Origin of the sequence: Gordonia sp. NB41Y (assembly GCF_030718915.1) — a bacterium.
Lineage (GTDB): Bacteria > Actinomycetota > Actinomycetes > Mycobacteriales > Mycobacteriaceae > Gordonia > Gordonia desulfuricans.
In genome coordinates this window covers 2,244,320-2,258,253 of the sequence record NZ_CP132196.1, presented here as the reverse complement: position 1 = coordinate 2,258,253, position 13,934 = coordinate 2,244,320, and the positions used below count along the sequence as shown (strand labels likewise).

The following is a 13,934-nucleotide window of genomic DNA, read 5'->3' as shown; positions in this document are numbered from 1 at the left end:
GATTCACGCGTGCAGACGATCTCCGAGCCACGTGTCGACGTCGTCGAGCGCGGCTCGTCCCATGGGTGTCGGGTGTGCGGTGAAACCGTGTGGTGCGCCGGGGTAGACGCGCAGGTCCACCTCGACCCGGGCGGCGGAGAGGTGGGCGGCCATGACGATGTTGTCGGACATCAGGATGTCGTCCTGCCCCACGACGATCAGCGTCGGCGGCAGACCTGCCAGATCGGCATAGACCGGTGAGATGTCGGGGTGGGTGCGGTCGGCGGCCGATCCGGCATAGGCCTCGATGAAGTACTCGTCGGCGATCGACCGTCCGCTCGGCGTCTGCCCGCTGAGGTCGTAGGTGCCGAATTGTAATGCGGCCGCACGGAATCCGCCGACACCGCGATCGCGAAGGCGGATCAGTGTGGTCATCGCGAGGGTTGCGCCCGCGGAGAACCCGCCGATGGCCAGGTGGTCGGTGCCGAAGCACTCGCCGGCGTGCTCGGTGAGCCAGAGTGCCACGGTCTCACAGTCATCCGGTGCGGCGGGCCACGGGTTCTCCGGTGCGAGGCGGTAGTCGACGCCGACCACCGCGATGCCGAGTCGATCCGCGATCGCGCGGCCGGCCACGTCGCGCCGTGCCGCCGACCCCATCATGAAGCCGCCGCCGTGGATGTCCAGGAGCACGCCGGCCGGATCGCCCGACGTGGGGCGATGAATCCGCACCGGGACCCGGCGGCCGCCGTACTCGACGACGTCGACCTCGGCCGGGGGATCGGCCGGTTCGGGCGGGGGCGCCGCCGCCCGGAACGACATGAGCTCGGCCTGGTCGGCCGGACCTCGCCCGAAGCCACGCTGCAGGTAGTACTCGCGCGTCGGATAGACCAGTGAGTACAGGCGGGGGTCGATCGTCCGTGTCAGTCCCAGCTTCATCCGGTCAGGGTAGTCCGTGTGCGAGATGCCTCAGGTGTCCCGGTTGCCTGCCGCCGGATCTGATAGGTTGGGTGAAACTCGTAGACGATCGGAACATGTTGTGACAGAGGCGAATAAGTCCGGTAGACGGCCGGCGTACGAGGTCGTCGCCGATGCGCTTCGCACACGGATTCTGGCCGGTGAGCTGACCCCGGGAACGCGACTGCCACCCGACGCCGAGCTGCGCGCCGAGTTCGGTGTCGGGCAGAGCACCGTCCGCGAGGCGATCCGTTCACTCGCCAGCGAGAACCTGGTCCACACCACCCGCGGTGTCACCGGCGGGACATTCGTCGCCACGCCCGACATCGGGCAGCTCAGCGCCCACCTCGAGGCCGGGGTGACACTCCTCGCCGCCGCCGAGGCGGTCACCGTCGACCAGCTGATGGAGGTCCGTCAGCTCACCGAGGTCCCGGCCGCCGGTGCGGCCGCCTTCCGGCACACCGATCTGCATCTGGAAGAGTTGCGCGCCACCATCTTCGACCCGTCGGCCGAGATCGGCCCCGAGGTCTATGCGAACAACCAGGAGTTCCACCGCATCCTGCTGCGCGCCGCCGACAACCCCCTGCTCGACCTGGTGACCGTCCCGGTGTTCCGGGTGATCGGCAGCAGGTTCAGTCGCGATGCCGCGCCCGAGGGGTTCTGGCGGTGCGTCGACGCCGACCACCGGGCCATTCTCGAGGCGGTCGAACGTCGGGACTCGATGACCGCGATGACACTCATGCGCCGCCACCTCGACCACCTCGGTGACGTCTACAAGCAGATGGATCTGCTCAGACGTCAGGGCTGAACCAGCCGGTCGGCCCGCTGGGCGGCCTCACCGTCGGTCGACGTGGATCGGCGGAGTCCGCAGGTGCCAGTCGGTGTGGTCCTGGATCTGTTCGGCCAGTGCGAGCAGGAGTCCTTCATCGGTCTCGGCGGCGGTCAGCTGGCCACCGATCGGCATGCCGGACGGATGTGTCCCGATCGGCAGGGCCAGGGTGGGGCCGGTGTGCAACGACCACGGATAGGTGAGTTGCCCCATCCGACGGGCCTGGGCGATCACCGCGTCATCGCCGCCGAGGGGCGGGACATCGACCGGCATCGCCGGCGTCAGCACCACGTCGGCCTCGGCGAACACCCGCACCATCGCCGCCCGGAACACATCCCGCCCTCGGAGTGCGGCATCGCGGCGATCGTCGGAGATGCTCAGCCCCAAGCTGATCCGCTCGCGCGTCGCAGGCTGGAACCGGCTGGGTTCGTCGCCGAGCCGTTGTGCATGTGTCCGTGCGAGGTCGGAGTAGATCAGCGTGTAGACCACGTCCTGGGCCGATTCGCTGTGTGGGATCGGGATGTCGACCACCGTGTGGCCGAGCCGTCGGAGCAGCTCGGCGGTGGTACGGACCGCCTCGCCGATCGCCGGGTCGACGTCGGCGGTCACGAACGGCCACGGCACCGCGATCCGCAACGGCCCGTCGTGCCGGGGTGCCACATCGAAGTCGACCAGGGCCGACAGCGTGCGGCGTACCAGCGATGCGGTACGGGCGATCGGTCCCACGGTGTCGAAACCGGCGCTCACCGGAAAGATCCCGGTCATGTCGAGGGTGCCGATCGAGGGGCGTAGCCCGGTCACACCGCAGCAGGCCGCGGGCAGGCGGATCGACCCGCCGGTGTCGGTGCCGAGCGCGACGTCGACGATCCCGGCGGCCACCGCGACCCCGGACCCGCCGCTGGAGCCGCCCGGGACCCGGGCCGGGTCCCACGGGTTCACCGGTCCACCGGAGGCGGAGTTCTGACTGGTGACACCGACGGCGAACTCGGCGAGATTGAGGGTGGAGGTGATGATCGCACCGGCCCGTTTGAGCGCGCCCACGCATGCGGCGTCGGAATCCGCGATCCGATCGGCGAAGTACGCCGAACCGCAGGTCGAGCGCACACCGCCCACGTCGATGTTGTCCTTCACCCCGATCCGCACACCGCTCAGCGGTCCCGACGTCACATCCGGGTCGGTACCCGAGGACTCCGGAACCCACGAGATGACGGTGTTCAACCGTTCGGCGACGTCGACGATCCCGCCGGCCCCGCCGAACCCTGGGGTCAGGACGCCACCCGGGACGAGCGCACCTGCTCGGTGGCAGCGGCGTCGATCGTCCAGTCGTCGGTGTTCACGACGACACCGTAGTCGCGGCGGGCCTCCTCGGCGGTGAGGTACTCGTCCCACACGTCGGAGAGCACCGCGAACGGATCGCGCAGGAAGGGATCGCCGAATCCGCCGCCCGACGGCATCCGGATCTCCAGGCGATCACCGGCGTGGACGACCTCCTGTGTGACCTTCGAGAACAGCACCTCCTCGTCGGGCGTGCCGGGATTGCGTATGAACGATCCGGACGCTCCGTCACCGCCGCCGAGCGCGCCCGCCGGCGGGTCGGTCCGGTTGTCGGCCTCCGAGCCCAGGAAGGTGTCGGTCTGCATGTACCAGGTGCGCACGCTGCCGATACCGCCGCGCCACCGGCCGGGCGCGGGCGACTCGTCACGCAGCTCGTAGCGTTCGGCGCGCATGGCGTGGTTGAGCTCGAGTTCTTCGATCGGGTTGTTGCGGGTGTTGGCCATCAGGGCGTCCACCGCATCCATCCCGTCCTTGCCGTTGCGTGCACCGTAGGAGCCCTCGTTGATCTCGATGTAGACCCAGTACGACTCGCCGTCCTCGGCCAGACCCGAATAGGCGATCGCGCACAGTGCCGCCGACGAGCCGGCGATCGCCCGCTCCGGCAACACCGGCGCCAACGCCAGGTTGATCGAGTCGAAGATCCGGTTGACCTGCGAGAACCGTGCAAAACACGACGCCGGGAAGTCCGGGTTGAAGATCGTTCCCTCGGGTGCGTAGGCCCGCACGGGGCGGAAACAGCCGTCGTTCTGCGGGACGAACTCCTCGGTGAGGTACTCGTCGAGCAGGATCGTGCGGATCGCGCTCACCGCGACCGGCAACACCGACCCCTCGAAGGGCACGTTGAACGCCGTCGGCACCTGGTCGTTGGAACCGGTCAGGTCGATCAGGACGTCCTCGTCCTCCACCTGCACGCGCACCGCGACCTTCAGCGGCACACCGCGGTTCTTGCCGTCGTCGTCGAGATAGCCGAGCGGCGCCTCGTAGCTGCCGTTGGGGATCGCCCGGATCCGGCTGCGCAGCATCTCCTCGGAGTAGTCCATCCAGCGGTCGGCGGCGCTCATCACCACGTCGAGACCGTACTTCTCGAGCAGTTCGATGAACCGCTTCTCGCCGATCCGCGAGCAGGCGATCAGCGCCTCGAGGTCACCGCGGTTCTGCTCGGGGGTACGCACGTTGTCCAGGATGTGCTGGATCAGCATGTCGTTGCGCACGCCGCCGTCGTAGATCTTCATCGAGTCCATCAGCTTGCCCTCGGCCCAGACGTCGACGACGTCCATGCACAGACCGGGGAAGTTGCCGCCGATGTCGGAGACGTGTCCGGTGCACCCGGCGAATCCGATGTGCTCGCCCTCCCAGAAGATGGGGATGATCACGCCGTAGTCGGGGGAGTGTGCGGCACCGTGATACGGATGGTTGTGCAGGATCACGTCGCCGGGCCGGTACGTGCCGGCCAGGCGCCGGTTGACGCCGCGGATGTAGGCCGGGATCGAACCGCAGTGCATGGGAGTCGAATCCGACTCGCACAGCTCACGTCCGTTGACGTCGAAGATGCCCGCACCGAGGTCCTCGGACTCGCGGATGAGGCTCGAGTAGGCCATCCGGTACAAGACCTGGGCCATCTCCTTGGCCATGGAGTTGAGCGCACCGCCGATGACGCGCAGGGTGATGGGGTCGACCTCGACGGTGTTCCACGTCCGATTCGCCTCGGCGGCAAGGGAAACGCCGTCCTTGGGCATCAGGGCCTTCGCCATGTCAGGCGCTCCTCTCGATGATGATGTGACCCACGGCGTCGACCGTGGCCTTCTGTCCGATGCCGACGATCGTCGTCGAGTCGAACTGCTGGACGATCGCGGGACCCTCGAAGGTGTTGCCCGCCTTGAACAGTGCGCGGTCGTAGATCGGGGTCTCGACCCACTCGGGATCGGCGGAGTCGTTCTTCCAGAACAGGGCCCGGGTGGTGGCCTTGACGGCGGCGGAGGCGTCGGCCCCGCCCTTCTCGATCTCGGCGATCCGGATGTGTTCGACGGCACCGACTCCGGTGACGCGGAGGTTGACCAGCTGCACCGGCTTGTCGTCGAAACGCTGGGAGTAGGTGCGCCCGTGTACCTCGTGGAAGGTGGCCGCGGTCTGCTCGACCCAGTCGGCGGTGACCTCGCCGCCGGGAGCGGGTACGCGCAACTCGTAACCCTGTCCGACATTACGACAGTCGACGCTGTCCTCGAGGGTGATGTCGTCGTCGGCGATGCCGTCGGCGCGCAGTTGGTCGACGGCCTGTGCGGAGAGCCGGTCCATCTCCCGGCGCAGGAGGTCGAGATCGGGTTCGGCAGAAGAGGTCCACACGGTGGTGGGCACTTCGTAACGCACGTCGGTGGTCAGCAGACCGACTGCCGAGGTGATACCGGGATGACCGGGGACGATGACCCGGGGGATACCCAGGTGCTCGGCGATCTGCCATGCGTAGAGGGGGCCGGCCCCGCCCTCGGCCACCAGCGAGAAGTCGCGGGGGTCATAGCCTTTGCGCACCGAATGCAGCGAGATGGCCTCGGTCATCGAGTGGGCCAGGATCTGGAAGATGCCCATCGCGGCATGCTCGAGGTCGGCGCCGAGCTTGTCGGCGATGTGGGTGCGGACCGCCTCGGTGGCGAGTTCGGTCTTGACCTCCATGGTTCCCGACAGGAAGCTGTCCTCGCGCAGCCAGCCCATCACGACCATCGCGTCGGTCGATGTCGGTTCGGTGCCGCCGCGGTTGTAGCAGGCGGGTCCGGGGGTGGCCCCGGCGCTGCGGGGGCCGACGCGGAACATCCCGCCCTCGTCGATGCTCGCGATGGAGCCGCCGCCGGCACCGATGGTGTCGACCTCGGCCATCGGGACCATGGCGTGGTAGTCGCCGATCCGCGTGTCGAGCAGGTGCTTCATCCGCAGCTTGCCGTCGGGGGCCACGCCGATGTCGGCGGAGGTGCCGCCCACGTCGAGGGTGATGACGCTGGGGTAGCCCGACGCCTTGCCGATGAAACAGCCGCCGAGCAGACCTGCGACGACGCCGCTGGTCAGCAGCGACACCGGCACCTCGCTCGCGCTGCGCGAGGTGACCAGGCCACCGGCGGAGGTCATCAGGTGGACGTCCTCGCCGACCCGGGCGGCCTTGGCCTTGCCGGCCAGGTTCTCGATGTAGCGGGAGGTCTTGGGGCCGACGAAGGCGTTGAGTGCGGTGGTGGAGAAGCGTTCGTATTCGCGGTACTGGGAGGCGACGTCGCTGGAGAGCGAGACGAACACCCCGGGGTATTCCTCGGCGATGATCTCGCGGACCCGCTGCTCGTGGCTCGGGTTGCGGTAGGCGTGCAGGAAGGCCACGGCGATCGCCTCGACCCCCCGTTCGCGGAGCAGGGCCACCTCGCGGCGGACGGCGTCCTCGTCGAGCGGGGTCAGTACGGTGCCGGCGGCGTCCATCCGCTCGGGGACGGTGCGCCGGTTGCGGCGGGGGACCAGCTGCCACTTCTGCCAGGGCAGATCCTGGTAGTTGGAGTAGTTCAGGGGCCGCTTCTTGCGGGCGATGTGGAGGAGGTCGCGGAAGCCGTCGGTGGTGATCATGCCGACGTCGCTGCCGTTGTGCTCGAGCACGATGTTGGTGGCCACGGTGGTCCCGTGGAAGAACATCTCGATGTCGGCGACGTCGATTCCCGCGCGCTCGGCGAGCACCTCGATGCCGTCCATCGTGCCGATCGAGGGGTCGTGGTTGGTCGACGGCGTCTTGTGTACCGTCACCGTCCCGTCGTCGTCCCACAGGACCAGGTCGGTGAACGTGCCGCCCACATCCACGCCGATTCGCTTCATCGAAACTCGCTTCCTCTTCCAACGCCGACACCCCGACCCGGACCGGGGTGGTGCCCGGGTCGGGGTGGTGCTCACTGACGGGAGTGATCTGAGCCATACATGTGCTCGCCGGAAATCTTGCAATACATCGGAGGGTTACGGCAACCCCTAGGCGAATACTCTAAGAATTACCTGCATCGCCCACGCTTTGACTCGTAAAAGATCAGAGGTTTACGATGGGCCGCGTCACGGCGATGCGTCGCTCTCCGACGCCGCACCTTCAGGAGGACCATTGACCACCCACCCCGCCACACTCGGGCGTTTCTTCGAGGACTACGTCGTGGGCGACGTCTACCAGCACCCGATGGGCCGCACGATCACCGACACCGACAACGCGTGGATCACCTGCCTGTCGATGAACACCAACCAGAACCACTTCAACGAGCACCTGGCCCGGCAGAACCCCATCACCGACGGCAAGGTCATCGTCAACTCGGGCCTGACCATCGCACTGGTCCTGGGACTCTCGGTGATCGACATGAGCCAGAACGCGGTGGCCAACCTGCAGTTCACCGATGTCACGCTGGCCCACCCGGTCTATGTGGGGGACACGATCTACGCCGAGAGCATCTGCACCGATCTGCGCCTGTCGCAGTCGCGGCCGTATGCAGGCATCGTCTCGATGGTGACCCGCGGGATCAACCAGGACGGCGAGGTGGTCGTCTCCTGGAAGCGGTCGGTGATGGTGGCCACGCGCGAGAGCGGTATCGGTCAGAACTACTTCCCGGAGGTCAAGGCGCCGTCGTTGACCGAACTCACCGCGCCCGCTGCGGCCGAGGGTCACCGATGAGGCCACTCGAGGACGTCCGCATCATCGCGATCGAACAGTACGGTGCGGGCCCGTTCGGCAGCGTACACCTCGCCGATCTCGGTGCCGACGTCCTCAAGATCGAGGAGCCGTCGTCCGGTGGCGACGTGGGGCGTTATGTACCACCGTACAACTCCGGTGAGGACTCGCTGTTCTTCGAGACGTTCAACCGGAACAAGCGCAGCCTGTCGCTGGATCTGGGAACCCCGGAGGGCCGCAAGGTCTTCGAGGATCTGGTGGCCACGAGTGACGCGGTGTACTCCAATCTCCGCGGGGACGTGCCCGCGAAGATGCGGATCACCTACGACGACCTCAAACACCTCAACCCGGCCATCGTCTGCTGCAGTCTCACCGGTTTCGGCATGACCGGACCGCGGTCACGGCAGCCCGGCTACGACTACATCCTGCAGGGGCTGGCCGGCTGGATGGACCTGACCGGTGACCCGGACGGTCCGCCGACCAAATCCGGTCTGTCCCTGGTGGACTTCTGCGGTGGGTACGTGGCGGCACTGAGTCTGATGGCCGGCCTGCACGCCGCGCGGCGTGACGGTGTCGGGGGCGATTGCGATGTGTCGCTGTACGACACGGCGATCTCGATGCTCACCTACCCGGCGGCCTGGCATCTCAACGCCGGCTTCCGGCCGGTCCGGACCAAGAACTCCGCTCATCCGTCGCTGGTGCCGTTCCAGGCCTTCGAGGCCGTCGACGGATGGTTCGTCGTCGGATGCGCCAAGGAGAAGTTCTGGGTGCGCCTGGTCGAGGCGATCGGTCTGGCCGATCTGCTCGACGACCCGCGGTTCGTCGACTTCACCGCGCGTGGTGAGTACAAGGACGAGCTGCTTCCGGTGCTGGAGAACCGGTTTGCCGAGAACTCGGTGGATCACTGGGTGTCGCTGCTGACCGCGGCGGGTGTGCCGACCGGGCCGATCAACGACGTCGAGCAGGCGCTCACCGAGGAACACACCGTGGCCCGGGGGCTCATCGCGACCACCGACCACGAGGTGTGGGGTGAGGTGCGGCAGGTGACCTCCCCGGTACGGTTCGGTGACGACCCGGTCCGCTACCGTCGCGCACCGCACCGCAACGAGAACTTCGACGAGGTGATGACCATGCTGGGCTACAGTGCCGACGAGATTCGCGGCCTGGTCGACGCGGGTGCCTTCGGGAAGATCGCGCAGGAGACGGCATGACCGCGCGCCGCCTCGCCGAGTGGGCCGCCGGACTCGACGTGGGTGCCGTGCCGGAGACCACCCGTCGGGCCGCGCTGCGGCACCTGTTCGACGGTGTGGGCAACGGGATCGGCGCACGACGCCGTGACCAGGGAGGTCCCGGGCTGGCCGTCGCACAGGGGCTGGGTGGCCCCGCCCAAGCGCATCCGCTCGGGGACGTCACCGCGATCTCGGCGCCGGCCGCCGCGTACGCCAACGGCGTCCTGATGCACACCCTCGACTTCGACGACACCCACGCCGGTGCGCTGGTGCACCCGACGACCGTCGTCGCCCCGGCCGTGCTGGCGGTGGCCGAGGAGGTCGACGCCACCGGCGCGCAGGCGGTCACCGTACTGGTCGCCGGGCTCGAGGTGGCCTGCCGTCTCGGCGCGGCGGTACCGCACGGATTCCATGCCCGCGGACTGCACGCCACCGCGGTGGTCGGCCCGGTGGCCGGTGCCCTCGCGGCGGGTCTGCTCTACGGAGCCGACGCCGACGCCCTCACCGATGCGCTCGGGATCGCCGCGTCGTCGTCGGGCGGCCTGCTCGAGTTCCTCGACACCGGCGCCAACACCAAGACCCTGCATCCGGGCAACGCCGGGTTCGCCGGTGTCCTCGCCGCGCGGCTCGCGCTCGCCGGTGCCAGTGGCCCGGAGTCCGTGCTGGAGGGTCGGCGCGGTCTGTACCGGGCCCTCGCCGATCGTGACGTGGATCCCGACGTGGTGGTGGACGAACTCGGAACACGTTGGGAGAGTGCGAGTATCGGTATCAAACCGTATCCCAGCTGCCAGCTGATGCACGCTACTCTCGACGCCGTCGGGCGCGCGCTGGCCGATGCGCGTACCTCGGGGATCGCGGTCTCGGCCGCACAGATCGCGTCCATCGCCGTCGACGTCCATCCCGACAGCGTGGCCATCGTGTGCGGACCTGGGACCGGCACACGGGGCCCGCGCAGCGTCTACGACGCGAAGTTCGACCTGCCGTGGAGTGTCGCCGCACTCGTGCACGACGGGGCGGTCACCGTGGACACCTACGACGAGAACTCCATCGCGCGCCCGGAGGTGGCCGCCACCGCCGGAAAGGTGGAGATCTCCACCGTGCCCGACGCCCGCCCGGCCGCCGACGCCAAGGGCCGCGCGGTGATCACCTTGCTCGACGGCGTCGAGATCGTCGGCGAGGTCGACTGTAGCCGTGGCACTTCCGGCAATCCGATGGACCATGCCGCGGTTGCGGAGAAGTTCCTGGCCAACACCGGTGACGGCGAGCCCGCACGGAACCTCGTCGAGGTGGTCACCGGCCTGGCCGATGCGCCGTCGGTGCATCCGATCCTCACCCTCGCGGCCGCCGTCGTCGCCGGTCACCGACCGTAGCCTCCCCCCGCCTGCCGGCCATGCCGGCGGACTCTTCGGACATGTCTCCAGATCAAGGATGATGCAATGGATTTCAGCTTCACAGAGGAGCAGCGCGACTTCCGGTCGGCGCTTCGCCAACTCGTCGACAAGGAGATCATCCCGGTCGCCAACGAGTGGGAGCGCACCGGACGCTATCCCACCGAGATCGTCGCCCGGATGCGGGAGATGGGGTTGTTCGGCATCACCACGCCCGAGGCCTACGGCGGTCTCGAACTCGACATGGTGTCGTTCACGCTCGTCTACGAGGAGATCGCCCGCGGCTGGATGGGTGTCGCCGGCATCCTCGGTAGCCACAATCTGGCGTGCTGGATGATCGCCCGGCACGGTACCGAAGAGCAGAAGCAGCAGTGGCTGCCGCGGCTGGCGAGCGGTGAATGCCGCACCGGTATCGGTCTCACCGAGCCCGGTGCGGGTACCGATCTGCAGGGTATCGCCACCACCGCCACCCGCGACGGTGACGAGTACGTCATCCGCGGCACCAAGACGTGGATCACCAACGCCCGCCATGCGAACGTGCTGCCGGTGCTGGTCAAGACCGACCCGTCGGCCGCGCCGGCACACAAGGGGATGGCCATCCTGCTGGTCGACACCACCACGCCCGGGTTCGAGGTGCAGCGCGACCTCGGCAAGCTCGGCTACAAGGGCACCGAGTCGTGCGAGATCCTGCTCGACGAGGTCCGCGTCCCGGCTTCCGCGCTCCTCGGCGGGGTCGAGGGCCGCGGGATGCAGCAGGCCCTGTCCGGTCTGGAGATCGGCCGGCTCAACATCGCCGGCCGTAGCGTCGGGATCGCCCAGGCGTCCTACGACGCCGCGCTGACCTATGCCCGCGACCGTCATGCCTTCGGCAAGCCCATCGCCGACTTCCAGGCCATCCAGCTGAAACTCGCCGACATCGCCACCCAGCTGCAGGCCGCCCGGCTGATGACGTATTGGGCTGCGGCCAAGGCCGATACGGGGGCGCGAGTGGACGGCGAGGCCGGGATGGCGAAGTACTTCGCCTCCGAGACCGCGATCACCGCCAGCCTCGAGGCGATGCGCATCCACGGCGGTTACGGCTACTCCACCGAGTTCAACGTCGAGCGCTACTACCGTGACGCACCGCTGATGTCGATCGGCGAGGGCACCAACGACATCATGCGGACGGTGATCGCCAAGTCGTTGGTCAACGGCACCGTGACGGTCGGATGACCACGGAGCTGATCTTCCTCTACGTTCCCGCCGATCGTCCCGAACGGTTCGACAAGGCGGCGGTGTCGGGCTGCGACGCGGTGGTCCTCGACCTCGAGGACGCGGTCCCGTTGGCGGCCAAGGACACCGCTCGCGCAGCCGCGGGGCGGTGGCTCGGGTCGCGTGAGCGGTCGGCGGCGGGCGCGTGGGTGCGGGTCAACCCCGGGACGGAACTCCTCGACGACCTGGCCATGGCCGTCCGGTCCGGTGCCGACGGGATCTGGCTCCCGAAATGTGACGACGCCGCGACCCTGCACCGCGTGGACCAGGTGCTCACCGAGCTCGAGAATCGTTGGGGCCGGCCGCGAACACCGGTCTCGCCGTTGATCGAGACCGGTGCCGGGCTGTGCAACGCCGTGCAGATCGCGGCGGCCCCGCGCGTGGCATTCGTCCAGATCGGTGAGGTCGACCTGGCTGCCGATCTCGGGGTGTCTCCCGTCGTCGGGGAGGAATTGCTCTGGGCTCGTTCGCAAGTGGTGGCGGCCTCTGCTGCCGCCCGGATCCGCCCGCCGCTGGGTGCGGCGTCGCCGGTGATCGACGATCCGGAGACGTTCGCCGCCGAGACCAGACGCCTGACCGGTCTGGGTTTCTTCGGCCGGGCCTGCATCCATCCACGGCAGATCCCGCCCGCCCGCGCCGGGATGGCCCCGTCCGACGACGAGATCGCCGGTGCGCGGGAGGTGCTGGCCGCGTTCGGTGCCGCGGGCGGGGCCGCGGTCACCGACCGCAGCGGCCGGCTCGTGGACGAGGCGGTGGCCCGAATCGCCCGCCGCACGCTCGCCCGGGGCCGCGGCTGATCGTCGCCGATCGGCATGTGTTCTGGGCCCACAACAATCGGTCTTCGATGGGGCCTCGACCCATATTGCGTTCGTGTTCGTCCGCTTAGCCTGTGATGGCCGCCACTTGGCGAGCGACGAGTACGCACCCCCTGATCTGGGGCGGTGAACAGCAAGAAGGGCAGCTCATGTCGAATGAGGTTCCTGCGGCCGTGCCCGCGACATCCGGTGACCGGCAGGCCCCGTCGGGTCCGGTGGACTCCACCGCTCGGCGACGACCGGGCCTTCTGATCAGAGGCGTCAACCGAAGGGCATGGCAGATCACCCTGCTCTCGCTCGGCGGCTGGCTGCTGGTCAACATGGACGGCAGTCTGTTCAATCTCAACTACCCACTGCTGCAAGAGGATCTGGGTCTCTCCGACAACGACATCGGCAACCTGTACGCGATCATCTACGCCGTCGGTGCAATCTCCACCATCATCTCCGGGCCGTTCATGGACCGGTTCGGGCGTAAGCCGGTGTTCCAGCTGTGCATGTTCGCCGCGGCACTGGGCAGTCTCGTCACCGCGGGCGCCGGTGGCTTCATGATCCTGCTGCTGGGCCGGGCGATCACCCAGGCCGGGGCCACCACCGAGTGGATGGCCGGCCAGGTGATGGTCGCCGAGGAGTCGCCGGCCCGCTCCCGTGGACGACTGATCGGATTCGCCCAGATCGGTTACCCGCTGGGGTTCTTCGCCGGCTCGCTGCTGTCCTGGCTGATCGTTCCCAACTTCGGCTGGCGCTGGCTGTTCGTCGTCGGCGTGATCCCGATCTTCCTGTTGCTGTGGGCACGTCGCGGGGTCGACGAGACCGAGCGGTTCCGGCTCCACTCCGAGGCGGTGACCACCACGTCCTCGCCCGCCCCGGGCCGATTCCGCCAGCTGTTCGCCGCGGACCTTCGTCGCTCGTCGATTCTGGCCTCGACCTGGCATCTCGTCTATGCCTTCGGCGTCGCAGGCATCCTCAGCTACCTGCCGTCGGTCTACACCCACTACGGCGTCTCGATGGAGAACCTGTACGTGTCGTCGGCCATCGCCACCGGCATCGCCGCGGTCGGCTACTACCTCTGTTCGGTTGTCGGTGACCGTATCGGCCGACGTGAGGCCGCCGCGCTGTGGCTGATCCTCGGCGCGGGGTCCGGTGCCCTCCTCGCATTCGCCGGCCGCGACGTGATCGCGCTGACGATCTTCTACTCGATGGTGTACTTTTTCACTCTCGGCCACATCACCGCCGCGGCAGGCTTTGCCGCCGAGGTCTTCCCGACGCGGGTGCGTGCCACCGGCGCGAACCTCGTCGCCGGTATGGAGTGGGTCGGATTCGTCGCCGCGGGTCTCGCCGGACCCCGGATGTTCAACGGGATCGGGTTCGCATGGACACTGACCATCTGGCTGGTGATCTGCCCGTTGATCGCCGCCGCCTGTGCTCTGGGCATGAAGCGGGTGGCCCCGGGCGCCACGTTGGAAGAGATCGCCCGCTGACCGACCGCACCGCCCCACC

Annotated in this window: 11 protein-coding genes; 7 read left to right on the top strand and 4 right to left on the bottom strand. The window is 68.3% G+C overall.

All coding sequences use genetic code 11. The features are described from left to right. Positions 1–3: 3 nt before the first annotated feature. The gene (locus tag Q9K23_RS09695) at positions 4–915 is read right to left on the bottom strand and encodes an alpha/beta hydrolase (protein WP_053777421.1); all 912 of its coding nucleotides are present in this window, start codon (positions 913–915) and stop codon (positions 4–6) included. Positions 916–1,015: 100 nt separating this feature from the next. Here Q9K23_RS09695 and Q9K23_RS09690 point away from each other — a divergent pair, with 100 nt between their 5' ends. Next, positions 1,016–1,741, top strand: a complete 726-nt coding sequence (locus tag Q9K23_RS09690; RefSeq protein WP_053777420.1) for a GntR family transcriptional regulator — start codon at positions 1,016–1,018, stop codon at positions 1,739–1,741. A 27-nt stretch (positions 1,742–1,768) separates the two neighbouring features. On the opposite strand, the gene Q9K23_RS09685 is transcribed toward Q9K23_RS09690, so the two are convergent. Genes Q9K23_RS09685 through Q9K23_RS09675 form a run of 3 tightly spaced genes read right to left on the bottom strand, consistent with a single transcriptional unit; the run spans position 1,769 to position 6,928 of the window. Further along, positions 1,769–2,980 (bottom strand): amidase, encoded by a 1,212-nt coding sequence (locus tag Q9K23_RS09685; protein ID WP_082365902.1) that lies wholly within the window; start codon positions 2,978–2,980, stop codon positions 1,769–1,771. A gap of 47 nt (positions 2,981–3,027) precedes the next feature. Then, on the bottom strand, positions 3,028–4,848 hold the full coding sequence (locus Q9K23_RS09680) for a hydantoinase B/oxoprolinase family protein (RefSeq protein ID WP_305950488.1): 1,821 nt from the start codon (positions 4,846–4,848) through the stop codon (positions 3,028–3,030). A 1-nt stretch (position 4,849) separates the two neighbouring features. Continuing rightward, positions 4,850–6,928 carry a hydantoinase/oxoprolinase family protein gene (locus Q9K23_RS09675; protein WP_053777419.1) on the bottom strand — a complete coding sequence of 693 codons (2,079 nt, stop codon included), beginning with the start codon at positions 6,926–6,928 and terminating at the stop codon, positions 4,850–4,852. Positions 6,929–7,199: 271 nt separating this feature from the next. Between Q9K23_RS09675 and Q9K23_RS09670 the strand changes: the two genes are divergently transcribed. The 6 genes from Q9K23_RS09670 (at position 7,200) to Q9K23_RS09645 (ending at position 13,915) form a co-directional block, all read left to right on the top strand. Continuing rightward, on the top strand, positions 7,200–7,757 hold the full coding sequence (locus Q9K23_RS09670; RefSeq protein ID WP_020792767.1) for a MaoC family dehydratase: 558 nt from the start codon (positions 7,200–7,202) through the stop codon (positions 7,755–7,757). Further along, positions 7,754–8,965 carry a CoA transferase gene (locus tag Q9K23_RS09665; RefSeq protein WP_053777418.1) on the top strand — a complete coding sequence of 404 codons (1,212 nt, stop codon included), beginning with the start codon at positions 7,754–7,756 and terminating at the stop codon, positions 8,963–8,965. The genes Q9K23_RS09670 and Q9K23_RS09665 overlap by 4 nt, the downstream gene beginning before the upstream one ends. Beyond that, positions 8,962–10,353 carry an MmgE/PrpD family protein gene (locus Q9K23_RS09660; protein WP_053777417.1) on the top strand — a complete coding sequence of 464 codons (1,392 nt, stop codon included), beginning with the start codon at positions 8,962–8,964 and terminating at the stop codon, positions 10,351–10,353. Before Q9K23_RS09665 ends, Q9K23_RS09660 begins: the two co-directional genes overlap by 4 nt. A 66-nt stretch (positions 10,354–10,419) precedes the next feature. Then, the gene (locus Q9K23_RS09655; protein ID WP_020793201.1) at positions 10,420–11,583 is read left to right on the top strand and encodes an acyl-CoA dehydrogenase family protein; all 1,164 of its coding nucleotides are present in this window, start codon (positions 10,420–10,422) and stop codon (positions 11,581–11,583) included. Continuing rightward, positions 11,580–12,419 (top strand): CoA ester lyase, encoded by an 840-nt coding sequence (locus Q9K23_RS09650; RefSeq protein WP_053777416.1) that lies wholly within the window; start codon positions 11,580–11,582, stop codon positions 12,417–12,419. The genes Q9K23_RS09655 and Q9K23_RS09650 overlap by 4 nt, the downstream gene beginning before the upstream one ends. Positions 12,420–12,586: 167 nt before the next feature. Then, positions 12,587–13,915: an MFS transporter gene (locus Q9K23_RS09645; RefSeq protein ID WP_160319600.1), complete on the top strand. Its 1,329-nt coding sequence runs from the start codon at positions 12,587–12,589 to the stop codon at positions 13,913–13,915. Positions 13,916–13,934 lie beyond the last annotated feature (19 nt).

Coding starts and splice junctions, on each gene's coding strand:
- Q9K23_RS09695 (WP_053777421.1), bottom strand. CDS start 915: ATGAAGCTGGGACTGACACGGACGATCGACCCCCGCCTGTACTCACTG.
- Q9K23_RS09650 (WP_053777416.1), top strand. CDS start 11,580: ATGACCACGGAGCTGATCTTCCTCTACGTTCCCGCCGATCGTCCCGAA.
- Q9K23_RS09680 (WP_305950488.1), bottom strand. CDS start 4,848: ATGGCGAAGGCCCTGATGCCCAAGGACGGCGTTTCCCTTGCCGCCGAG.
- Q9K23_RS09660 (WP_053777417.1), top strand. CDS start 8,962: ATGACCGCGCGCCGCCTCGCCGAGTGGGCCGCCGGACTCGACGTGGGT.
- Q9K23_RS09675 (WP_053777419.1), bottom strand. CDS start 6,928: ATGAAGCGAATCGGCGTGGATGTGGGCGGCACGTTCACCGACCTGGTC.
- Q9K23_RS09655 (WP_020793201.1), top strand. CDS start 10,420: ATGGATTTCAGCTTCACAGAGGAGCAGCGCGACTTCCGGTCGGCGCTT.
- Q9K23_RS09665 (WP_053777418.1), top strand. CDS start 7,754: ATGAGGCCACTCGAGGACGTCCGCATCATCGCGATCGAACAGTACGGT.
- Q9K23_RS09645 (WP_160319600.1), top strand. CDS start 12,587: ATGTCGAATGAGGTTCCTGCGGCCGTGCCCGCGACATCCGGTGACCGG.